This window comes from Streptomyces sp. PsTaAH-124, from assembly GCF_000373685.1.
Taxonomy (GTDB): domain Bacteria; phylum Actinomycetota; class Actinomycetes; order Streptomycetales; family Streptomycetaceae; genus Streptomyces; species Streptomyces andamanensis.
In genome coordinates, this window is sequence record NZ_KB892169.1 from 142,351 (window position 1) to 163,485 (window position 21,135).

A 21,135-nucleotide genomic window follows, 5' to 3' on the forward strand; every position below is an offset into this window, starting at 1 on the left:
CTCACCGCCCCGCGGGCCCCGGCGGCGGGACTGCGACCGAGCTGTGACGCTTCCCACGCGCGCGGGGCCTGTGACGGGCCTAGAACGCGGGCCGTTCCGGGTCCAGGTCGGCCAGGCCCTGCTCCGGGGACGACGCCCGCGCGAAGTGGCGCTTGGGGATGCGGCCCGCCAGCCGGGCCAGCCGCCCGGCCGTCACCGCGTGCCGCATCGCCTCCGCCATCACCGCGGGCTCCTGCGCCCGCGTCACCGCCGAGGCGAGCATCACGGCGTCGCACCCCAGCTCCATGGCCAGCGCCACGTCGGAGGCCGTACCGGCGCCCGCGTCCAGGATCACCGGCACGCGCGCGTGCTCCACGATCAGCTCGAAGTTGTGCGGATTGCGGATGCCGAGGCCGGAGCCGATCGGCGAGCCCAGCGGCATGACCGCGGCACAGCCCACGTCCTGGAGCCTGCGGGCGAGCACCGGGTCGTCGTTGGTGTACGGCAGCACCGTGAAGCCGTCGTCGACCAGCGTCTCCGCCGCGTCCAGCAGCTCGATCGGGTCCGGCAGCAGGGTGCGCTCGTCGGCGATGACCTCCAGCTTGACCAGGTCGGTGCCGAGCGCCTCGCGGGCCAGCCGGGCGGTCAGCACCGCCTCGCCCGCCGTGAAGCAGCCCGCCGTGTTGGGCAGCACCCGGATGCCGAGCCGGTCCAGCACGGACAGCACGGAACCGTGCGAGGAGGGGTCCACCCGGCGCATCGCGACCGTGGTCAGCTCGGTGCCGGAGGCCACCAGGGACCGTTCCAGCACGTCCAGGCTGGGCGCACCGCCGGTGCCCATGATCAGCCGGGAGGTGTAGGACGTGCCTCCCAGGAGGAAGGGGTCGTCGGCCATGGGTCAGCCTCCTTGGACAGCGGTGAGGATCTCGACGCGGTCGCCCTCGGACAGCGCGGTGGCGGGCCACTGCGCGCGCGGGACGACGGTCTCGTTGACGGCGGCGGCCACCCCGGAGGGCGCTGCGGTCACGGCGCGCACGACTGCGTCCAGGGCCGTGCCGGGCGCGATCTCGCGCGGCTCGCCGTTGACGGAGACGGACAGGAGCGGGGACGGGGGCAGGGGTGCGGAGGTGTTCATACGGGCTGCTCCGTGCGGGAGGCGGCGAACCGCCGCGGGGTGAAGGGACGGGCCTCGTCCGGCAGCGCGCCGGTGGTCAGGACGTGCGCCATGACGTCGCCGGTGACCGGGGTGAGCAGCACACCGTTGCGATGGTGCCCGGTGGCCAGCAGCAGCCCGTCCAGACCGGTCGGGCCGAGCAGCGGGGCGTTGTCCGGGGAACCGGGACGCAGCCCGGCGCGGGTCTCGGTCAGCGGCAGCTCGGTGATCCCGGGCACCAGCTCGTGCGCGTCGCGCAGCAGCTCGTAGACGCCGCCCGCGGTCACCGTCGTGTCCCAGCCCAGCTCCTCGCTGGTGGCACCGACGACCAGCTCGCCGTTCAGACGCGGCACCAGGTAGACGTGGCCGCCGCGCACCACGGCGCGCACGGTACGGCTCAGGAACGGCGCGTACCGCTTCGGCACGGTCAGCCGCAGCACCTGCCCCTTGACCGGGCGCACCGGCGGCAGCACCTCGTCCGGGACCCCCGCCAGGCGTCCGCTGAGGCTGCCGGCGGCCAGCACCACCTGCTCGGCGGCGAGCGCCGTGCCGTCGCGCAGGACGCAGCCCGCGGCCCGGTCCCGGGCGAGGGTGAGCCGCTCGGCCCGGTCGCGGTGGAAGACCACCCCGGCGTGCTCGCAGGCGGCCACCAGGGCGGCGGACAGGCGGCGCGGATCGATCTGGTGGTCGCCGTCCACCCGCAGGCCGCCGCGCACACCCGGTGCGAGCATCGGCTCCAGCCGGCGGCAGTCCCGCCCGGACAGCCACTCCGCCTCCAGCCCGCAGCGCAGTTGCAGGGCGTGCAGGTCCCGCAGGTGGGCGCGGTCGTCGGCGTCCAGCGCGACGGCCAGCGTGCCGCAGCGGCGGTAGCCGAGGTCGTGCCCGGTGGCCTCGGTCAGCTCGGCCGCGAAGTCCGGATAGCGGCGGGCCGAGGCCAGGTTCAGGCCGAGCAGCGTCTCCTCGCCGTAGTGCAGCTCCGTGACGGCGGCCAGCATCCCGGCCGCCACCTGCGCGGCCCCGCCGCCCGGCTCGGGGTCCACCACGGCCGTGGACAGCCCGCGCAGGGCCGCCCGCCAGGCGGTCACGAGCCCGATGATTCCGCCCCCGACGACGAGGACGTCTGACGTACGTGGCGACGACATGGGCGTCCAGCCCCTCCCTTCGCCGGCATGACCCGGATCAGGTTCGTACGGTCGGAGGCCGCCAGCCTCCCTCTCAGCCCGGTGCGTCCGGGCTCCCGCGAGTGCTTGTACGGTCGCCAGCCTAGCCCCACGAGCAGCGCCCCTGTAAGGGAGCCTCCGGTGCGCCGCCTCCCCGCGGACCGGGGCCCGGACCGGACCGGCACCCGCGCCCGGACCGGCCCCCTGCCTGACGCCTTGTCAGGTGACTATGGTGATCGGGTGAGCGAGCAGACACCGGAACCGGGACAGGCGCAGGAGCAGGAGCACGGGCGGACCCGGCAGGGCGCGCCGCAGCCGCGGCGCGTGGTCGTCGTCGGCGCGGGCATGGCCGGCGTGCAGACCGCGGTCGCCCTGCGCGAACAGGGCTTCACCGGCACGGTCACCCTGATCGGCGCCGAACCCCACCAGCCCTACGACCGGCCGCCGCTGTCCAAGGCCGTCCTGCTCGGCAAGGCCGAGGGCTCCGCCTTCGACGTCGACTTCGAGGCCCTCGGCGTCGAGCTGCGCCTGGGCTGCGCGGCCCTGGCCGTACGCACCGACGCCCATGTGCTCGACACCTCCGAGGGGCCCGTCCCGTACGACGTGCTCGTCCTGGCCACCGGCGCCGAACCGGTGCGGCTGCCCGGCACCGAGGACGTCCCCGGTGTGCACCTGCTGCGCACCCTGGACGACGCCGAACGGCTGCGCCCGGTCCTCGCCGGGCAGCGGGACGTCGTGGTGGTCGGCGCCGGCTGGATCGGCGCCGAGTTCGCCACCGCCGCGCGCGAGGCGGGCTGCGCCGTGACGGTCGTGGAGGCCGCGGGCCGGCCGCTGGCGGGCGTCCTGCCCGCCGAGGTGGCCGCGCCGATGACCGCCTGGTACGCCGACAGCGGCGCCGTACTGCGCACCCACGCGCGCGTGGCGGCCGTCGAGCCCGGCGCGGTCGTCCTCGACGACGGCGAGCGGCTGCCCGCGGGCGCCGTGGTCGTCGGTATCGGCGCCCGCCCCGCCACCGGCTGGCTGGCCGGTTCCGGCATCGCCCTGGGCGAGTGGGGCGAAGTGCTCGCCGACGACCGTCTGCGCACCGGCGCGCCGGACGTGTACGCGGTCGGCGACTGCGCCTCCTTCCCCTCGCGCCGCTACGGCGAACGCCTGCTGGTCCACCACTGGGACAACGCGCTCCAGGGGCCGCGCACCGTCGCCGCCGACGTGATCGGCCTGACCCCCGCGGCCTACGACCCGGTGCCGTACTTCTGGTCCGAGCAGTTCGGCCGGTTCGTGCAGTACGCCGGGCACCACACGGCGGCCGACGCCATGGTCTGGCGCGGCGAGCCGTCCGGCCCGGCGTGGACGGTCTGCTGGCTGCGCCAGGGGCGGCTGGTCGCCCTGTTGGCGGTCGGCCGGCCGCGGGATCTCGCCCAGGGCAGACGGCTGATCGAGGGGGGCGCGCCGATGGACCCCGAGCTGCTGGCGGACCCGGCGCGGCCGCTGAAGACGGCCGTCGCCTAGGGCCTGTCGTCAAATTCCCGTCGTCCGCCCGGAGGGCGGGCTTCGCGGCGTCAGGTGCGTGCTCTCGGCGTGCCGGGTCCTGGCCTGCGTACTGGACGTACTCGGGTCGGGTCCCGGTGCGGCGAGAGTGCGTGCATGGCGTCGCGGGGCAGGCGGGAATTTGACGACAGGCCCTAGGAGAGGTCCCGGGGCGCGGCGCCGCCGCGCCGCCCGGGTGGACGGGGTCGGCTTCCGCGTGTCAGTGGCAGATGGCACGCTTGGTTCCGTGACCGAGATTGACGCGAAGACCGATGGGCTCGTCCCCGCCTGGCTCACCCTCCCCGATATCGCCGAGATGCTCGGCGTCGAGGTGACGCGTGTGCGGCAGCTGGTGAAGGAGGGCCAGCTCATCGCCGTACGCCGGGGTGAGAACCGCGCGCTGCACGTCCCCGCCGCCTTCATCGACGGGGACAAGGTCGTCAAGGGCCTGACCGGGACCCTGACCCTGCTGCGGGACGACGGCTTCACGGCCGAAGAGATGATCGAGTGGCTCTTCACTCCCGACCCCAGCCTGCCCGGCACCCCCGCGCAGGCCCTCAGCGAGAACCGTGGCACGGAGGTGAAGCGCCGCGCCCAGGCGCTGGCCGTCTGAGTCCGCGGCCGGGACGACCGGCCCACCGAGCCGTGCGGGGCGTGCGCGCCGCGCGCGCCCCACGCCTCGCCTCCGGCCCGCACGGCGACCGGAACGCCACCATGCACGCACACGTACGCATACGGCGTAGGAACTACGCGCGGTACGCACGCCCCGCAGCCCCGCAGCCCCGCAGCACGCACGACACGCACGACCACGCACGACTGATCCGATCGCAGGGGGACTCCACGCATGTCCGACACCGCAGCCGCCGCCCGCGCCCGTCTGGCCGACGCGCGCCTGTATCTGTGCACGGACGCCCGCAGGGACCGGGGCGACCTGCCCGAGTTCCTGGACGCGGTCCTCGCGGGCGGGGTCGACATCGTGCAGCTGCGCGACAAGGGCATGGAGGCCGGGGAGGAGCTGGAGCACCTGGAGGTGTTCGCCGACGCCTGCGCCCGCCACGGCAGACTGCTCGCGGTCAACGACCGCGCGGACGTCGCCCACGCGGCCCGCGCCGACGTGCTGCACCTGGGCCAGGGCGACCTGCCGGTCCCGGCGGCCCGCGCCGTCCTCGGCGACGACATCCTGATCGGCCGCTCCACGCACGCCGAGTCCGAGGCCGCCGCTGCCGCCGTCCAGGACGGCGTGGACTACTTCTGCACCGGCCCCTGCTGGCCCACCCCCACCAAGCCCGGCCGCCACGCGCCCGGCCTCGACCTGGTCCGGTACACCGCCTCCCTGGGCACCGACCGCCCCTGGTTCGCCATCGGCGGCATCGACCTGGGCAATCTGGACCAGGTGCTGGAGGCGGGCGCCCGGCGTGTCGTCGTGGTCCGGGCGATCACCGCGGCCGCTGACCCCGGCGCCGCGGCGGCGGAGTTCGCGAAGCGGCTGCGCGAGACGGTCTGACCCCGGCCCTGCCCCGGCCGCGGTCTCAGCCCCGCCGCGGACCGGCCCGGCGCGTCCGTGGACAGAAAGTGTCCAAGGAGTGGACAACAATTCGGCAAATCGGGCAAAAAGCCATCGTTCGGTTGGGTGGCCGCCGCACCCTGGCTAACCTGCGGGTATGGCCCTCGGCACCGCATCCACCAGGTCGGACCACGCCCGCACGGTCCGCGACATGCTCGCGACCGGTAAGACGACGTACTCCTTCGAGTTCTACGCCCCGAAAACCCCGAAGGGCGAGCGGAACCTGTGGAACGCGCTGCGCCGGGTCGAGGCCGTGGCGCCCGACTTCGTCTCGGTGACCTACGGCGCGGGCGGCTCCACCCGCGCGGGCACGGTCAAGGCGACCGAGGCCATCGCCTCGGACACCACGCTCACCCCGATCGCCCACCTCACCGCCGTCGACCACTCCGTGGCCGACCTGCGCAACATCATCGGGCAGTACGCCGACGCCGGGATCCGCAACATGCTGGCCCTGCGCGGCGACCCGCCCGGCGACCCGATGGGCGAGTGGGTGCCCCACCCCCGCGGTCTGCGCTACGCCGCCGAACTCGTCGAGCTGATCAAGACCTCCGGTGACTTCTGCGTCGGTGTCGCGGCCTTCCCCGCGATGCACCCGCGCTCCGCCGACCGGGACACCGACGTCCGCCACTTCGTCGACAAGTGCCGGGCCGGCGCCGACTACGCCGTCACCCAGATGTTCTTCGACCCGGAGGACTATCTGCGGCTGCGCGACCGGGTCGCGGCGGCCGGCTGCGAGACCCCGATCATCCCCGAGATCATGCCCATCGCCAGTGTGAAGACGCTCGCGCGGATCCCGTCGCTCACCAACGCCGTCTTCCCCGGCGCCCTGAAAGAGCGCATCCTCGCGGCGCAGGACGATCCGGCCGCTGTACGCTCCATTGGCATCGAGTTCGCCACGGAGTTCTGCGCGCGGCTGCTGGCCGAAGGAGTGCCCGGACTGCACTTCATCACGCTCAACAACTCCACGGCGACGCTGGAGATCCACGAGAATCTGGGCCCGCACCGCTCACCGCGGGCCTAGACCGGTCGCATCCGTGTGCGACACACTGCGGAACGGCCACTGGGAGAGGGGCGTACATGGGCTGGGCGGTCCTCTACATCGCGTTCGGCGGCGTCGCACTGTGGCTGCTCGGCGAAGTGCTGTTGCAGTACAAGGCGCGGCTGCGCTGGCGGCTGCTCGCCTTCGGCGGCTTCCTCTGCGTGGTGCTCGGTGTGCTCATGCCGTCCGTCCTGGTCATCGCCCTGGGGGCGATCGCCTTCGCGACCGGGCAGACCTATGTGACGCTGTCCTTCCGCCGCGGCTTCGTCGCGGGCTGGGCGGTGCGGCAGCCCGGCGGCGCGGAGGGCACCAAGCGCCGCCGGGGCAGGGGCGGCCGCAAGGACGCGGCCCCGGAGAACTCCGGTCCGGAGGCCGCCGTCGACGGACCCGGTGAGGCGTTCGGCGCCGATGACCCGGCCTCCGTGCACGACGGGCCCGGACCCGACGGTTCCGCCTATGGGCACGACGACGATCCCGACGACGTCTTCACCCCGGCCCGCCCGCTGGAGCCCACGGCTGCCGAGTCCACCGCCGTCTACGCCCCGCAGCCGCTGCCCGACGACACCGGCTCCTACGGCGTCTACGGCGGCACCGCCCCCGCCACCGGCGGCCCGGCCCAGGACCCGTACGCCGCCACCGCCCAGGCCCCCGACCAGGGCTACGGCTACGACTACTCCGGGTACCAGCAGCAGGGGTACGCCTACGACGGCACGGGCCAGCAGCAGTACGCCGCCTACTCGGACCCGTACATCGGCACCCAGACCTACGACGGCGGCACCGGCACCGGCTACCCCGGTGACTACGGGCGGCAGGGCTACGGCGGCCAGGACCAGTACGCCGCGGGCGGTCCGGGCGGCGGCTACGGCGGCGAGACCCCGGCGGGCGGCGTGTGGGTCCCGCAGCAGCGCAGCGACGACCCCTACGGCGGCCAACTCCCGCCGGAGCAGCAGCCGTACCCGTACCAGGGCGACGGGCAGGGCGACGGCACCCACGGCCAAGGGCACGGCCAGGGTCAGGGACACGGCCAGGGTCAGGGCCAGGCGCCGCACGGCGCGGGCTACGACGAGCAGTACCGTTTCTGAAGCAGCCTCACCGGCCGCCCCCGGGCAGCTTCCTCGGCCCTCGGACGGCCCCACCGGCGCTCCGGCGGCCTCGCTGCCCTGCCCCTGAGCCGACCTCAGTACTGGCCGCGCCCCCGGCTCACTGCGAGCCGCGGAAGTCCGGGCCCTCCACGACGAGTCCGGCCACCAGCGCGCCCGACATCCCGGCGTGCGCCAGCCCGCCGCCGGGATGCGCCCAGCCGCCCACGGCGAACAGGCCCTCGGTGCCGGTGGAGTTCGCCGGGTGCAGCAGCCGCCCCCGGCCCGCGGCCAGCGCCGGTGCGGGCACCGAACCGCCCGGCGCGCCCGTCTCCCGCGCGATGTCGGCGGGGGTGCGGACCTCGTGCCACAGCAGCCGGTCGCGCAGTCCGGGCACGGCTCGGGCGGCGGCGGTGATCATCCGGTCGGCGTGCGCGGCCAGGTCACGCTGCCCGGCGGCCGCCGAACCCCGGGCCGGGACCGTGGCCGTGAGCGTGACCGCCTCGTGCTCCGGGTCCGGGACCAGCGCGGGATCGCCGGGGCGCGTCACGACGACCGTGGGCCGCGCGGGCAGCCCCGCACCGCCCGCACCGTCCGAGCCGAACAGTGCCTCGAACTCCTGCGCGGGGTCGGGCGCGTGCACCACGGTCCGGTGGGCGGTCCCCTCCGGGCGGGCGCCGCGCAGCGCCAGCAGCACGGTCAGCCGGCTCGGCAGCCCCCGCTGCGGCGCTACCGCGCCCGCACCGTTCGGCGCCGTGCCGGGGCCGCCCGGCGTCCCGGGGGCCGCCGCGGTGACCACGAACTCCGCCTCGGCGCCGCCCCCGTCCGCGAACTCCACCCCGGCCACCCGGCCGTCCTTCTCGACGACCCGCGCGACCTCGGTGCCGAAGACGAACCCGACCCGGCGGGCCGTGCACCGCTCGTACACCGCGCGCGCCAGCTCCCGCAGCCCGCCGCGCACGTACCAGACGCCGAAGGCGTGCTCCATGTACGGCAGCACGGCGGCGCTCGCCGGGGCGGTCCGGGGATCGAGTCCGTACGCGAGCGCGTGGCTGTCCAGGAGCGCGGCCAGACGCGGATCACGCAGCTCCCAGGCGCCGATCTCGGCGAGTGTGGCGGCCCGGCGGGTGCGCAGCAGGCGCTTGTGCGGGACCGCCGGATAGGGCTCGCGCTCGGCCAGCACCCGCCAGTCGGGCCACAGCGGCTCCTCCAGCAGGGGGCGGCGGGTGCGGTCCCACGCCTCGCGCGCCCGCACCAGGAAGTCGCCCCAGCGCTGCCCGGCGCCCGCGCCGAGCGCGTCGTCCAGGGCGGCGACGACGCCCGCGCGGGAGGCGTTCGGCAGGGCGCACTCGGTGCCGTCCGCGAAGACATGCCGCGCCGCGGGGTCGACCTGGACCAGCTCGACCCGGTCCTCCAGGGGCTCCTTGCCGGTCTTCACGAACAGGTCGCGGTAGACCGCGGGCAGCGGGAGCAGGGCGGGACCGGTGTCGAAGGCGAAGCCGTCCCGCTCGAAGCGGCGCACCGCTCCGCCGTACGTCTGGGTCCGCTCGTACACCGTCACCCGGTGGCCCGCGACGGCCAGCCGGGCAGCCGCCGCCATCGCGCCCATCCCGGCGCCGATCACCGCAATCCGTGCCATGCCCGCGACTTTATCGACCACCACCGACAATCCCTGTTCCGGGTGCGGCGGCCGGCGCCTTCGCGGCGGCGCGCGGGCTCGTCCGGGCCGGGTGCCCGGGGACGGGTACGGAGGGCTGAGTACGTGTACCTAGACGGCGAGATGAGTACGTGCGCGGATGGGACACGGCCCGCGCGGACGGAAGAGTGGAGGCACGGGAAGGGGCACAGCGCCGGTACCGCCGACACGGGGCGGCGGAACGGCGCTGCCCTGGACCGCTCCTTCCGCCGGCCCAGGTCGGCGGGAGCGAGGCACGGGGGAGCCCGGAACGACCGAACGGGGTCCGACGGGGGAGCAGCGAGGTACGGGGGAACACGGGGGAACACCGGGAGGCGCCGGTGCGTGGTGGCCCGCGGGGGACGCGGCCACGGCGCACCGGCGCCTCTCCCCGCGCGTGCTCTCAGCGGGAGCCGCTCACCCGGCCCTGGAGCAGCCGCGACAGCGCGGCGTGGACGTCGTCCAGGGAGCGCTCCGGCTGGAACGCCTTCCAGTCCAGGGCGGCCACCAGCACCATCCCCACCAGTGCGGCGGCGGTCAGCGGCACATCGATCTCCGTGCAGAACTCGCCGCTCGCCATGCCGTCGCGCAGCACGTCCTCGACGACCGCGACCGCCTGCTTCCTGACCACCATGAGCGTGGACTGCCAGGCCCGGTTGGTGCGCCACAGCTCGGCCACGTACAGCTGGGTGAAGGCGGGATAGCGGTCGATGAAGACCAGCCCGGCGCGGATCATCGCGTCCAGGGCGTCGACCCGGCCGCCGCCCTCGCGCGCCGCGTGCTCGGCCGCCTCCCGCAGGGAGGCGGTGAGCAGGCCCACGCCGTGCCGCAGCAACTCCTCGAAGAGGACGGACTTGCTGGCGAAGTTGTAGTAGACGGTGCCCTTGGCGACCCCGGCCCGCTCGGCGATCTCGTCCACCGTGGTCGCGGAGAAGCCCTGCTCGGCGATGAGCGTGACGGCTGCCTCGTAGAGCTTCTGCCGGGTGGCCTCGCGGCGGGTACGGCCGCCCGGCGTGGCGCTGCTGCTTTCCATGGCCCTGATTGTCACAGGAACGGACCGCCCGCCGAGCGCCGCCACCGGCCGCGGCCCCGGACCGCCACGCGCCGGACGGCCCCGCGCCGCCGCCGGGCCCGCACGTACGAGCGAGGCAAAAGACCAGGTCAGAACGGATTGTCAGTGGCATACCGCACGATGGGCACATACGGCACCCGTGCCGTCACCCAGACGACAGGAGGTTCGTCATGGCCAAACCCTCCGCGGCCGCCGCCCACCGGCGCCGCGCCACCGGCCCTGCCCCCTCACTGACCGGCCCGGCGAGCGACGTGCACCCCGTGCTCCGCCGGGCCACGGCCCCGCCCGCCGCCCTCGACCTGCTCGCCCAGGCCCGGTCCGGCCTCGAAGAGGCGGCCGTCCTCCCCACACCGAACGAGCGCTACGCCACCGCCCACCTCGCCGCCCTGCGCACCGCCGCCGCCGTGCTCGCCGCGCGGGCCCGCCCGGAGACCGGCTCCCGGCGGCGGGCCCGGATCCGCAGCGCCTGGGAGGTGCTCCCCGAGATCGCACCCGAACTGACCGAGTGGAGCGCCCTGTTCGCCTCGGGCGCCCGCCGCCGCGCGCTGGCCGAGGCCGGGGTGCGGGGCGCGGCGGGCCACCGGGACGCCGACGACCTGATGCGGGACGTGGCGATGTTCCTGCGCCTCGTCGAGCGGATGCTGGTCCTCCAGCCGGTCCTGCCGGCGCCCCGGCCGGGGGACCCGGCGGCCGACCCGCGCACCGCGGGCTTTGAGCAGGCGAGAGGTCCGCGGACCGGCGGCGCGCGGGTCGCGCGACCACCGGCCGACGGCATACCGGACGCGGGCTGACCCGCACGGGTCCGGGGCGGCGGAAGGCGGCGCCGAGGCGACGGGCGGACCGGGCGGCGGAGGCAATAGGGTGGAGACGCCTGAAGCCTTCCCACCTCCCGTGTCGCGGGCCGGGGAGGCAGCCCGATCGCTCCGCCGTACCCGAGGCGGTGCCGCCGCGAGGAGTCAACTGCCGTGTCGGACCCGATGCGCCCACCCGTCGCCCGATCCCGCGCCTCGCTTCGCACGGCCGTGGTCTGGGACGTCCTGCGGGACGCCCTCGACCGGCTGGCCAAGGCCACGGGCCGGGAGTCGCTGGACGTCCTCGACACCGGCGGCGGCAGCGGCAATTTCGCCGTGCCCGTGGCCCGCCTCGGCCACCGTGTCACCGTCGTCGACCCCAGCCCCAACGCGCTCTTCGCGCTGGAGCGCCGCGCCGGCGAGGCCGGTGTGGCCGACCGGGTGCACGGCGTGCAGGGCGATGTGCACGGCCTCTTCGACGTGGTCGAGCGCGGCGGCTACGACGCGGTGCTCTGCCACGGCGTCCTGGAGTACGTCGACGACCCGGCCGCCGGTGTCCGCAACGCGGTCGCGGCGCTGCGCGCCGAGGGCGTGCTCAGCCTGCTCGCCGCCGGACTCGGCGGTGCGGTGCTCGCCCGTGCCCTGGCCGGCCACTTCACGGAGGCCCGGCAGGCGCTGGGCGACCCGGAGGGACGCTGGGGCGAGGGCGACCCGGTGCCGCGCCGCTTCACCGCCGAGCAGCTCACCGGCTTCGTCGAGGAGGCGGGCCTGGCGATCGGCGCGGTGCACGGCGTACGGGTCTTCGCCGACCTGGTGCCGGGCGTACTGGTGGACACCGAGCCGGGGGCGCTGGACGCCCTGCTCCAGCTGGAGGCGGCGGCGGCCGAACTGCCGGCGTTCCACTCCGTGGCCACCCAGCTCCATGTCCTCGGCGAGACCCGGGGTGCGTCCGGGGCCTGACCGGCCTGGTGCGACGGGCCGCCGCCCGGCGGTCCGACCGGGCATGGAGTGTGCCACAGGCCCCCCGATCCAGGTCGTGGCGCCGTATGATCGAGGGAGGCCGCCCGGCATGACGGGCCGGTCGCCGGGGAATGAAGCCTCAGCGAGCCGGGTTCCGTCATGGTGATCCGGTTGGCCAATTGGCGTAGAGGGGCGGGTTTCACGGGGGCGATTCCCTGCCTATCCTGAAGGGACCCCCCGGGTCGCCCCGGCGACTGCACGATGAGGAGGACTCCGTGCCGCTCTCGGAGCACGAGCAGCGCATGCTCGAGCAGATGGAGCGAGCGCTGTACGCCGAAGATCCCAAGTTCGCGTCGGCGCTCGAGGGAAGCGGGCTGCGTACGTACACCCGGCGGCGGGTCTACCAGGCGGTCGCGGGCTTCCTCGTAGGTATCGCGCTCCTCATGGCAGGTGTGATCGCCCAGTATCCCTGGGTGAGTGTGGTGGGCTTCCTGGTGATGCTGGGATGCGCGCTGCTGGCCGTGACCGGCTGGCGCAAGGCTCCCAAGCCGGGCGAGCGGCCCGCCGCCGGCCCGCACCCGGGCCGTCAGGCCCGCCCGAAGCGCTCCATGATGGACCGCATCGAACAGCGCTGGCAGCGCCGCCGCGACGAGCAGGGACGATAGCCCCGCCCGAGCGGCACGTCACGAACGGCTTGTGTGAGGGGCCGACCACGACTCGTGGTCGGCCCCTTGCCCATGCCTGCCCCACCTCCGCGGCCCGCCGACCCGTCGGCCCGCCCGCACCCGGCGCTCAGCCGCCCGGCGGCCCCGTCCGTCCCGCCCACGGCGGCTTGTCGGCCGAGGAGGAAGCAGCCGAGCGGTAGGCGATCCGGCAGGACGCGATCCGGTCCGGCAGGACGCGCCTCGGTCGGTCATGACACGCGCCGGTCCGTCACGACGCGACGCGGCCCAGTGCGGCCCCGGCTGGTCCGAGCCCCCCGGCGGTCACCCGGAGTATCCGGGCGACCGCCTCGCGCCGGGCGGTCAGCCCTGCTGGCGCGAGGGCTGGCGCGAGGAGCGGCGCAGGGCCGGGCGGAGGGCCGCGGCGCGGGCACGGAGGGCGGCCGAGCGGGCGGAGAGGGCCCAGGACAGACGCGCGGTCGAGCGCGGGGCGAGGGCGGCGCGCAGCCGGGCGCCGCGCGAGGCCGTGCCGCGCAGCCCCGCGACGACCCGGCGGACGTCGTCGGCGAGCCCCGGCATCGGGCTCGGGCTCGGCGCGTAGAGCACCTGCTCCAGGGCGTCGGCCAGCCGGTGGGCCGAGGCCGCGGCCACCGGGTCGAGCCGTCCCACCCGGACGATCCGCTCCGCCGTCCTGCGCGGTGTCTGCGACTCGTCCGGGAAGATCCCGAAGTCCCAGGCCGTATCGGTCAGTTCCTGCCAGACGGCCAGTCGGTGCGGGAGCGCGTCCGCCGGGCCACGGCCGTGCGCCCCCAGCCGGACGGCTCTTCTCCGCTTCCGCCACAGCAGCGGTGACAGCAGCAGGACGAGCACGGCGAGGCCGCCCAGCGCCCAGCCCGTGATCGCCCCCCACGGCGTGCCACTGTCCCCGACGGGCAGCGCCGCCTGCGCGGACGGGCTCGGGCACTCCTGGAGCCGCTTCATCTGCGGGGTGCAGCCGGTGCTCGCGGACGGTGCGGCGGACGGCTGCGAGCTGGCCCCCTGGGACGGCTGCGCCGGGTTCGGCAGCGTCGAGTTCGAGGGGTCCGAGGTGGTGTACTGCGGGACCGTGCCCCGGGTCGGCGTGGGCTCGAAGCGGGTCCAGCCGACTCCCTGGAAGTACAGCTCGGGCCACGCGTGCGCGTCCTTGAGCCCCACCTGGACACTGCCGTCGCCCTGCGGGGCGCCCGGGGCGAAACCCACCGCCACCCGCGCGGGGATGCCGAGCGTACGGGCCATCGCCGCCATGGTGAACGAGAAGTGGACGCAGAAGCCCCGCTTGTCCCTGAGGAACCGTGTGATCCCCTGCGAGCCCGCGCCCACCTCGACCTGCGTGTCGTACTGGAAGCCGCCTTCGAAGGAGAACCAGTTCTGGAGCTTCACCGCCTGCTCGTAGTGGTTCGCCGCTCCCGACGTGACCCGGCGCGCGGTGCTCGCCACGACACCCGGCAGGCTGTCGGGCACCTTGGTGTACTCGCGCTCCAGGGCCGCGGGAGGCTGCCCGGCGGTGGCGAGCTGCTCCGCCGTCGGCTGCACCTCCAGGCTCTTGACCTGGTACGACAGACCGCGGGTGTTCTGCCCGTGGTCGCCGACCAGGGTCATGCCCACGGGTTCGTAGCGCCAGCTGCCGTCGACCCGCACACCGCTCGGCGGGTACGGCATCGGCAGCCAGTCCTGCGCGTACCAGTCGGCGGCGGCGATGGAGGTGGTGATCTCGGTGCGCCGGACGCCGCCGTCCAGGCCGGACGGGGTGGGGAACGGGTCGGGCACGCCGACGATGTGCCGCTGGGACGGCTTCCAGGTGGTGCCGTCGAAGTCGTCCAGGGAGACGATGCGCAGATACAGGTCGGAGGCGTTCGGGGAGTTGGTGCGCAGGCTGAGGACCGTGCGGTTCTCGTCGACGTTCAGGCTGTCGCGCAGGGACACCAGCGGGTTCACCGCCGAGATGGTCCCGCCGCCCCCGATGCCCGAGCCCACGCCGCCGTCGCCGTCCAGCAGGCCGCCGCGCATCCCGGGCAGGGCGAGCGGCACCACCAGGGCGACGCCCAGCGCGACCGCGCCGATCCGGCGTCCGGTGCGGATCGGGGCCACCGCTCCGCCGGATCCGCCGCCCGGCGCCCGCGCCGCCCCGCCGAACACCCGCCCCCACTGCGCGAGCCGGTCCCGGCCCTCGACCAGCAGCAGCATGAGGTAGCCGGCCGCCGCCAGGAGGAACCACAGCCAGGCCGAGCCGCCGTCGGACAGCCCGGCGGCCACGGAGTACAGCGCGAGCAGCGGGAGCCCGGCGGGGGCCGCGCTGCGCAGGGTCACCGCGAGGGTGTCCACGATCAGCCCGATCATCAGCACACCGCCGATGAGCATCAGCCGGATGCCGTCGGACAGCGGCGCCGGGATCGCGTAGCGCCCGACGTCGTCACCGCCCTGCTGGAGCAGTGCGGCCAGCCGCCGGAAGGCGTCCGGCCCGGGGATCAGCCCGGCGATCGCCTGCTGCCGGGCGAAGAGGAGGGTGAGCAGCAGCAGGGCGGCCAGGGCCTGCGCCGCCACGGTCAGCGGGCGCGCCAGCGGCACCCGGCGGGCCGCCACGCCGACGCCCGACTGCACCGCGAGCATCAGCGTCGCCTGGAGGATCCAGGTGGCGGGGGAGACCAGCGGCAGCAACGCGCACGCCGCCATCAGCGTGGCCACCGCCGCGCACAGCGCCAACCGCGTCCGCCCGCTCATCCCCGCCCCTCCCGCCGGCCCACCGGCCGGGCCACGCCGCTCATGCCCCTGTCCCCGCTCGCCCGCGCCCCGGCCCGGTCCGCCGTGACACTCCGACGCGCCCGGACCCGGCCCGTGCTCGCCGCCGGAGGCCGCGCCCACCTCTGCACCCGGCTTCTGCGCCCGACGCGGCGGCCGGTTCCCCGCCCGCTGCCCCGGTCTCGCCGACCGCCCCGCCGACCGCCCCGGGCCGCCTTCCTGCTCCCGGCGCGGGCCCTGGCCGCCCGGCGGCCCCCGGCCAGGTACGCGGCGGTGCTCCGCCCGGCCGCCGCGGTGCCCGGCCCGCTGCTCTGCCCTTCACCACGACCCCTCCCCGCCCGCGCCCGCGCGGCGCGCCGCCACCGGTCCACCCGGGCCCGGCCCCGCCTGGCTCGCCGCCGTCGACGTGGCGAAGTGGGAGCCGCCGGCCGGGCCTGAGGCGGAGCGCTCGTGGTCCGCCCGGCGCCATGCCTCGTCCAGGGACATGCCCCGGGACACGCGCACGGCCGTCCAGCCCGTGTCATGGAGCATCCGCAGCCGCTCACCGGCCGCGTCGCCCGCCGCGGGCGCGCCCGCCGGGTCACGGCTCCAGTCCTCGCTGTCCAGGACGAAGGCGACCGCGCCCCCGCTGCGCTGCCGCATCTTCGCGGCCATCGTGGTCTGCGCCTCGTCGAGATCGCCGAGGAAGGCCACGAGCAGGCCCTCGTTGCCGCCGCGCAGCACGTCGTAGGCGCGGGACAGACCCGCTCCGTCCGAATGGTCGATCACGGCGAGGGTGTCCATGAGCAGCCCGGCCGCGTCCGCCGAGTCCTGGCCGGACCCCGCGAAGCCCTCCGAGCCCTCGCCCGGCACCGAATCGCCGGTGTCGGTCAGCAGCCGCACCGAGAAGCCGCGCTCCAGCATGTGCACCAGGACGGAGGCGGCACCGGAGACCGCCCACTCGAAGGCCGCGTCGGGGCCCGCGCCCCGATAGGCGACGGCGCGGGTGTCCAGCAGCACCGTGCAGCGGGCCCGCTGCGGCTGCTCCTCGCGGCGCACCATCAGCTCGCCGTAGCGCGCGGTGGAGCGCCAGTGCACCCGGCGCAGATCGTCGCCGTGGCGGTAGCCGCGCGGGATCACGTCGTCCTCGCCGGCCAGCGCCAGCGAACGCTGCCGCCCGTCGCCGTACCCCTTGGCCTCGCCGCTCAGCCGCACCGGCGGCAGCGGCTCCACGCGCGGGACGACCGTGAGCGTGTCGTACGCCGAGAAGGAGCGGGTCAGCTCGCACATCCCGAACGGGTCGGTCAGCCGCAGTTGCAGCGGGCCGAGCGGATAGCGCCCGCGCAGGTCGGAGCGGACCCGGTAGGACACCTCGCGGCGCCCGCCCGGCTCCATCCGGTCCAGGACGAAGCGCGGCCGGGGCCCGAGGACGTAGGGCACCCGGTCCTGGAGCATCAGCAGGCCCGTGGGGAGCCGGGAGACGTTGTCCATCCGCAGATGGACGCGGGCCTCGGCGCCCGCGGGCACCCGCCCGGGGCTGAGGCGGCGGCTGCCCGCGACCCGGTGGCGGGTGCGGTGGAGCACGGCCGCGCAGACCAGGGGCAGCACGGCCAGCAGCAGCCCGACCCGCAGCAGTTCGCCCTGCCCGAGGATGTACGCGCACACGGCCGCCGCGATCCCGGCGGCCAGGAAGGACCGGCCGCGGGTGGTGAGACCCGAGAGCGCGGTACGGACGCCGCCCCGGCCGCCCTGCTCGTCCTCCGCGCGCGCGGGCCCCGGGCCGGTCATCACAGCCTCCGCGGCTGCTGCCGGCCGAACTCCGGTGCGGTGTTGCCCATCCCGAGACCGCCGCCCGCCTGGGCCGCCGCGGGCACCGGGGTGCGCTGCACGATCTCGTCGACGACCTGCTCCGCCGTCCGCCGGTTGAGCTGCGCCTGCGCGGTGGGCAGCAGCCGGTGGGCCAGTACCGCGACGGCGAGTGCCTGCACGTCGTCGGGCAGCGCGTACTCCCGGCCGCTCAGCGCGGCCGACGCCTTCGCCGCGCGCAGCAGATGCAGCGTCGCGCGCGGGGAGGCGCCGAGTCTGAGGTCGGGGTGGGTGCGGGTGGCGGCGACCAGGTCGACCGCGTACCGCTGCACGGCCTTGGCGACGTGCACCGCGCGGACCGCGTCGATGAGCTTCACGATGTCGTGCGCGTGCGCCACCGGTTGCAGGTCGTCCAGGGGGCTGACGCCGCCGTGCACGTCCAGCATCTGCAACTCGGCCTCCGGGCTGGGGTAGCCGATGGACACCCGGGCCATGAAGCGGTCGCGCTGCGCCTCGGGCAGCGGGTAGGTGCCCTCCATCTCGACCGGGTTCTGCGTGGCCACCACCATGAAGGGGGCGGGCAGTTCGTAGGTCTGCCCGTCGATGGTGACCTGGCGCTCCTCCATGGACTCCAGCAGCGCCGACTGGGTCTTGGGGGAGGCGCGGTTGATCTCGTCGCCGATCACGATCTGCGCGAAGATGGCGCCCGGCTTGAACTCGAAGTCCCGGCGCTGCTGGTCCCAGATGGACACACCGGTGATGTCCGACGGCAGCAGGTCGGGCGTGAACTGGATGCGCCGCACCGAGCAGTCGATGGAGCGCGCCAGTGCCTTGGCGAGCATCGTCTTGCCCACGCCGGGGACGTCCTCGATGAGGAGGTGTCCCTCGGCGAGCAGAACGGTCAGCGAGAGCCGTACGACCTCGGGCTTGCCCTCGATCACTCCTTCCACCGAACCGCGGACCCGCTCCACGGTGGCGGTCAGATCACCCCCCACGCCCGACCGCGCTCGCGCGGGGGCACCCCCATGGCTCGCTCGATCGTCATAGGTCGTCACCGGCCCTCCTCGGCCCGTCCCCACGCCCGTCGCCGGGCGGGGGGATTCCCCAGATTTCCGGGCCGACGCCCCGCTGCGCGGACCGGGCCCACCCCGAACACGACATCACCCGGAAGGTCCCGCGTGATGTCACACCCCGCATTCTTGCCGCCGTTACCGATTCGTGTCACTCGCCTGTGGACAACTGGCCGCGATATTCGGGTTTCACGACTTTTCACCGTGGACGACGCGCAACCCGCCCACATGGCGCCGCGGCACCGCCCACGTGTCACCGCCGTCCCGCCCGTATGTCGCCGCGGCCCCGCCCCGGCACGCCGGGGCGGGGCCCGGGATCACTCCGGGTCGATCTCGCGCAGCCGGCCCGTGCGGACGTCGAACACGAAGCCGCGCACGTCGTCGGTGTGCGGCAGGAACGGCGAGGTGCGCACCCGCTGCATCGACTGCCGCACGTCCTGGTCGGCGTCCTTGAAGGCCTCCACCGCCCAGGAGGGGCGCTGTCCGACCTCCATCTCCAGGTCGTGGCGGAAGTCCTCGGTGATGGTCTGCATGCCGCAGTTGGTGTGGTGGATGAGCACCACCCGGCGGGTGCCGAGCGCGCGCTGGCTGATGGCGAGCGAGCGGATCACGTCGTCGGTGACCACGCCGCCCGCGTTGCGCAGCGTGTGGCAGTCGCCGAGGCGCAGACCGAGCGCGGCGTGCAGGTCGAGACGGGCGTCCATACAGGCCACGACGGCGACCTGGAGGACCGGCCGGGCGTCCATGCCCGGGTCGGTGAACGCGTCGGCGTAGGTCCCGTTGGCCGTGACGAGCCGGTCGATGACGGAACGGTCCGTTATGGCGTCCTCGGGACCGGCGGGAACTGATGCGGAAGTCGTCATACTCATGACGTTACTGGGCGTGCGCGCCGCGGTCTCGTCGTGGGAGCCGACAAAGAACATCACAGTGGCTTGTTGTGAGAGAACCCACACACAGGGTATCCGCGTCCGGACGGGTGAACCGGCGGCCCGCGCCGTGTCCCGGCACTCCGGCGGGCGACGCGCAGGCCGGTTGATTGACCGGGCGACACGGTGGACTAAAGTGACGCGAAGCGGGAGGCGCAGCCCTCCCTGCTGCACGGCATTTCCCCGGAGACCACGGCTCGCGCCCGACGGTCTCCCCACGTGCGCGGCGCGTACGTACGGCTCGGCCTCCTCCCGCTCCCGGTCGGCTGACGCTTCCGGCGCCGGCAGGGCCCCCTCGTCCCGCGAGCGGCCGGGGACCCGGCGGTGCGTGCGGGCCCGCCGGACCTGAGAGGGCCCCTTGAGCGACAGCCGACACGTCCCCGTGATGCTCCAGCGGTGCCTGGATCTGCTGGCACCCGCCCTGGAGCGGCCGGGAGCGGTGGTCGTCGACTGCACCCTCGGGCTCGGCGGACACAGCGAGGCGCTGCTCACCCGCTTCCCCGAGGCCCGCCTCGTCGCCCTGGACCGCGACAAGGAGGCGCTGCGCCTGTCCGGCGAACGCCTCGCCCCCTTCGGCGACCGCGCCACCCTGGTGCACGCCGTCTACGACGAACTGCCCGAGGTGCTCGACCGGCTCGGCCTGCCGCGCGTGCGGGGCGTCCTGTTCGACCTCGGGGTCTCCTCCATGCAGCTCGACGAGGCCGACCGCGGCTTCGCCTACGCCCAGGACGCGCCCCTGGACATGCGCATGGACCAGTCGGCCGGCATCGGCGCCGCCGAGGTGCTGAACACCTACCCGCCCGGCGAACTGGTGCGCATCCTGCGGGCCTACGGCGAGGAGAAGCAGGCCAAGCGGATCGTGGCCGCCGTGGTGCGCGAGCGGCAGAAGGAGCCGTTCACCCGCAGCGCCCGCCTGGTGGAGCTGATCCGCGACGCGCTGCCCCAGGCCGCCAAGCGCACCGGCGGCAACCCCGCCAAGCGCACCTTCCAGGCGCTGCGCATCGAGGTCAACGGCGAACTCGCCGTGCTGGAGCGGGCGATCCCGGCCGCGGTGAAGGCCCTCGACGTCGGCGGAAGGATCGCCGTACTGTCGTACCAGTCGCTCGAAGACCGCCTGGTCAAGCAGGTGTTCGCGGCCGGAGCCGCCACGACCGCGCCCCCCGGGCTCCCGGTCGTCCCCGAGCGTTACCAGCCCCGGCTCAAGCTGCTCACCCGCGGTGCCGAACTTCCCACCGAGGAAGAGATCGCCGAGAACCGGCGGGCGGCACCGGCCAGGCTGCGCGGGGCCGAGCGCATCAGGGAGGACGCCGAGTGAGCCAGGGGGACCAGTGAGCAGCAAACCCGAGCCGCGGGGGCGTGCCGCCCGGCTGGCGCGGCTCCTGCCGGGAAAGGGGCCCCAGGCCGCCCGCGCCCCCTTCGTCCTGCTCGTCGTGCTGCTCCTGGGCGGCGGCCTCATCGGACTGCTGGTGCTGAACTCCGCGCTCAGCGAAGGCGCCTTCCAGATGGACGACCTGAAGAAGGACACCAAGAACCTCACGGACGAGGAGCAGGCCCTCCAGCGGGACATCGACTCCTACTCCGCCCCCGACGCCCTCCAGCGCCGCGCGCGGCAACTGGGCATGGTGCCCGGCGGTGATCCCGCCTTCCTGAACCCCGACGGCACCGTCAAGGGCGTGCCCTCCGCCGCCGCCGAGCAGTCCGCCGCGTACGACCTCCCGGTGTCCGTACGGCCGCCCGAGAGCCTGACGGGCGGCACGCTGCCCACGGCCCCCGCGCCCGCCGCCGACGGCACCGCCCCGGACACCGGGCAGAGCGCGCCCGCCGCGACCCCCGGGAGCGACACCGCCGCGCCCGCGGGCCAGGCCGACGCGACCGGCCCCCAGCCCGCCACGACCCCGACCCCCGGCAGGTGACGGAA

At 75.2% G+C, this 21,135-nt stretch carries 19 protein-coding genes and 1 riboswitch; of the genes, 10 read left to right on the plus strand and 9 right to left on the minus strand.

Annotated features, from left to right (window positions below; all coding sequences use genetic code 11):
- Nucleotides 1-79: 79 nt before the first annotated feature.
- The 3 genes from B086_RS0116105 to thiO all read right to left on the minus strand — a co-directional run bounded on the left by B086_RS0116105 (nucleotide 80) and on the right by thiO (nucleotide 2,274).
- Nucleotides 80-874: a thiazole synthase gene (locus B086_RS0116105; protein ID WP_018567451.1), complete on the minus strand. Its 795-nt coding sequence runs from the start codon at nucleotides 872-874 to the stop codon at nucleotides 80-82.
- A gap of 3 nt (nucleotides 875-877) precedes the next feature.
- Nucleotides 878-1,078: a sulfur carrier protein ThiS gene (gene thiS / locus B086_RS0116110; protein WP_026252481.1), complete on the minus strand. Its 201-nt coding sequence runs from the start codon at nucleotides 1,076-1,078 to the stop codon at nucleotides 878-880.
- 32 nt (nucleotides 1,079-1,110) lie between these two features.
- Nucleotides 1,111-2,274 (minus strand): glycine oxidase ThiO, encoded by a 1,164-nt coding sequence (thiO, locus tag B086_RS0116115; protein ID WP_026252482.1) that lies wholly within the window; start codon nucleotides 2,272-2,274, stop codon nucleotides 1,111-1,113.
- Nucleotides 2,272-2,383, minus strand: a riboswitch (TPP riboswitch). (Overlaps the previous gene by 3 nt.)
- A 149-nt stretch (nucleotides 2,384-2,532) precedes the next feature.
- Here thiO and B086_RS0116120 point away from each other — a divergent pair.
- The 5 genes from B086_RS0116120 (at nucleotide 2,533) to B086_RS0116140 (ending at nucleotide 7,504) form a co-directional block, all read left to right on the plus strand.
- Complete coding sequence (locus B086_RS0116120; RefSeq protein ID WP_018567454.1) at nucleotides 2,533-3,801, plus strand: FAD-dependent oxidoreductase; 1,269 nt, start codon at nucleotides 2,533-2,535, stop codon at nucleotides 3,799-3,801.
- A 265-nt stretch (nucleotides 3,802-4,066) separates the two neighbouring features.
- A complete protein-coding gene (locus B086_RS0116125) occupies nucleotides 4,067-4,432 on the plus strand; it encodes an Rv2175c family DNA-binding protein (protein WP_018567455.1) in 366 nt (121 codons plus the stop codon).
- Nucleotides 4,433-4,663: 231 nt separating this feature from the next.
- Nucleotides 4,664-5,323, plus strand: a complete 660-nt coding sequence (gene thiE / locus B086_RS0116130) for a thiamine phosphate synthase (protein ID WP_018567456.1) — start codon at nucleotides 4,664-4,666, stop codon at nucleotides 5,321-5,323.
- 157 nt (nucleotides 5,324-5,480) lie between these two features.
- On the plus strand, nucleotides 5,481-6,404 hold the full coding sequence (gene metF, locus B086_RS0116135) for a methylenetetrahydrofolate reductase [NAD(P)H] (RefSeq protein WP_018567457.1): 924 nt from the start codon (nucleotides 5,481-5,483) through the stop codon (nucleotides 6,402-6,404).
- Nucleotides 6,405-6,460: 56 nt separating this feature from the next.
- Nucleotides 6,461-7,504, plus strand: coding sequence for a hypothetical protein (locus B086_RS0116140; RefSeq protein WP_018567458.1), 1,044 nt, complete (start codon nucleotides 6,461-6,463; stop codon nucleotides 7,502-7,504).
- Between the two features lie 118 nt (nucleotides 7,505-7,622).
- On the opposite strand, the gene B086_RS0116145 is transcribed toward B086_RS0116140, so the two are convergent.
- Nucleotides 7,623-9,140, minus strand: a complete 1,518-nt coding sequence (locus tag B086_RS0116145; RefSeq protein WP_026252484.1) for a phytoene desaturase family protein — start codon at nucleotides 9,138-9,140, stop codon at nucleotides 7,623-7,625.
- A 439-nt stretch (nucleotides 9,141-9,579) separates the two neighbouring features.
- The gene (locus B086_RS0116150; RefSeq protein WP_018567460.1) at nucleotides 9,580-10,209 is read right to left on the minus strand and encodes a TetR/AcrR family transcriptional regulator; all 630 of its coding nucleotides are present in this window, start codon (nucleotides 10,207-10,209) and stop codon (nucleotides 9,580-9,582) included.
- Nucleotides 10,210-10,418: 209 nt separating this feature from the next.
- Between B086_RS0116150 and B086_RS0116155 the strand changes: the two genes are divergently transcribed.
- From B086_RS0116155 to B086_RS0116165, 3 genes are all read left to right on the plus strand, one after another.
- Nucleotides 10,419-11,039: an SAV_6107 family HEPN domain-containing protein gene (locus B086_RS0116155; RefSeq protein ID WP_018567461.1), complete on the plus strand. Its 621-nt coding sequence runs from the start codon at nucleotides 10,419-10,421 to the stop codon at nucleotides 11,037-11,039.
- A 174-nt stretch (nucleotides 11,040-11,213) separates the two neighbouring features.
- Entirely contained in the window at nucleotides 11,214-11,999 is a 786-nt protein-coding gene (locus B086_RS0116160) for a methyltransferase (protein ID WP_018567462.1), read from the plus strand.
- 275 nt (nucleotides 12,000-12,274) lie between these two features.
- Complete coding sequence (locus tag B086_RS0116165) at nucleotides 12,275-12,664, plus strand: DUF3040 domain-containing protein (RefSeq protein WP_018567463.1); 390 nt, start codon at nucleotides 12,275-12,277, stop codon at nucleotides 12,662-12,664.
- 360 nt (nucleotides 12,665-13,024) lie between these two features.
- On the opposite strand, the gene B086_RS0116170 is transcribed toward B086_RS0116165, so the two are convergent.
- The 4 genes from B086_RS0116170 to B086_RS0116185 all read right to left on the minus strand — a co-directional run bounded on the left by B086_RS0116170 (nucleotide 13,025) and on the right by B086_RS0116185 (nucleotide 19,154).
- The gene (locus B086_RS0116170; protein WP_026252485.1) at nucleotides 13,025-15,418 is read right to left on the minus strand and encodes a transglutaminase TgpA family protein; all 2,394 of its coding nucleotides are present in this window, start codon (nucleotides 15,416-15,418) and stop codon (nucleotides 13,025-13,027) included.
- A 336-nt stretch (nucleotides 15,419-15,754) separates the two neighbouring features.
- Nucleotides 15,755-17,203, minus strand: coding sequence for a DUF58 domain-containing protein (locus B086_RS0116175; RefSeq protein ID WP_018567465.1), 1,449 nt, complete (start codon nucleotides 17,201-17,203; stop codon nucleotides 15,755-15,757).
- On the minus strand, nucleotides 17,203-18,276 hold the full coding sequence (locus B086_RS0116180; RefSeq protein WP_381743733.1) for an AAA family ATPase: 1,074 nt from the start codon (nucleotides 18,274-18,276) through the stop codon (nucleotides 17,203-17,205). The genes B086_RS0116175 and B086_RS0116180 overlap by 1 nt, the downstream gene beginning before the upstream one ends.
- A gap of 332 nt (nucleotides 18,277-18,608) precedes the next feature.
- Complete coding sequence (locus B086_RS0116185; RefSeq protein ID WP_018567467.1) at nucleotides 18,609-19,154, minus strand: beta-class carbonic anhydrase; 546 nt, start codon at nucleotides 19,152-19,154, stop codon at nucleotides 18,609-18,611.
- 421 nt (nucleotides 19,155-19,575) lie between these two features.
- Between B086_RS0116185 and rsmH the strand changes: the two genes are divergently transcribed.
- Both rsmH and B086_RS43635 read left to right on the plus strand, forming a co-directional pair.
- Nucleotides 19,576-20,532 carry a 16S rRNA (cytosine(1402)-N(4))-methyltransferase RsmH gene (gene rsmH / locus B086_RS0116190; RefSeq protein WP_026252486.1) on the plus strand — a complete coding sequence of 319 codons (957 nt, stop codon included), beginning with the start codon at nucleotides 19,576-19,578 and terminating at the stop codon, nucleotides 20,530-20,532.
- Between the two features lie 13 nt (nucleotides 20,533-20,545).
- Nucleotides 20,546-21,130 carry a septum formation initiator family protein gene (locus B086_RS43635; RefSeq protein WP_018567469.1) on the plus strand — a complete coding sequence of 195 codons (585 nt, stop codon included), beginning with the start codon at nucleotides 20,546-20,548 and terminating at the stop codon, nucleotides 21,128-21,130.
- Nucleotides 21,131-21,135 lie beyond the last annotated feature (5 nt).

Coding starts and splice junctions, on each gene's coding strand:
- B086_RS0116185 (WP_018567467.1), bottom strand. CDS start 19,154: ATGACGACTTCCGCATCAGTTCCCGCCGGTCCCGAGGACGCCATAACG.
- B086_RS0116150 (WP_018567460.1), bottom strand. CDS start 10,209: ATGGAAAGCAGCAGCGCCACGCCGGGCGGCCGTACCCGCCGCGAGGCC.
- B086_RS0116170 (WP_026252485.1), bottom strand. CDS start 15,418: ATGAGCGGGCGGACGCGGTTGGCGCTGTGCGCGGCGGTGGCCACGCTG.
- B086_RS0116155 (WP_018567461.1), top strand. CDS start 10,419: ATGGCCAAACCCTCCGCGGCCGCCGCCCACCGGCGCCGCGCCACCGGC.
- thiO (WP_026252482.1), bottom strand. CDS start 2,274: ATGTCGTCGCCACGTACGTCAGACGTCCTCGTCGTCGGGGGCGGAATC.
- thiE (WP_018567456.1), top strand. CDS start 4,664: ATGTCCGACACCGCAGCCGCCGCCCGCGCCCGTCTGGCCGACGCGCGC.
- B086_RS0116145 (WP_026252484.1), bottom strand. CDS start 9,140: ATGGCACGGATTGCGGTGATCGGCGCCGGGATGGGCGCGATGGCGGCG.
- metF (WP_018567457.1), top strand. CDS start 5,481: ATGGCCCTCGGCACCGCATCCACCAGGTCGGACCACGCCCGCACGGTC.
- B086_RS0116105 (WP_018567451.1), bottom strand. CDS start 874: ATGGCCGACGACCCCTTCCTCCTGGGAGGCACGTCCTACACCTCCCGG.
- B086_RS0116140 (WP_018567458.1), top strand. CDS start 6,461: ATGGGCTGGGCGGTCCTCTACATCGCGTTCGGCGGCGTCGCACTGTGG.
- B086_RS0116175 (WP_018567465.1), bottom strand. CDS start 17,203: ATGACCGGCCCGGGGCCCGCGCGCGCGGAGGACGAGCAGGGCGGCCGG.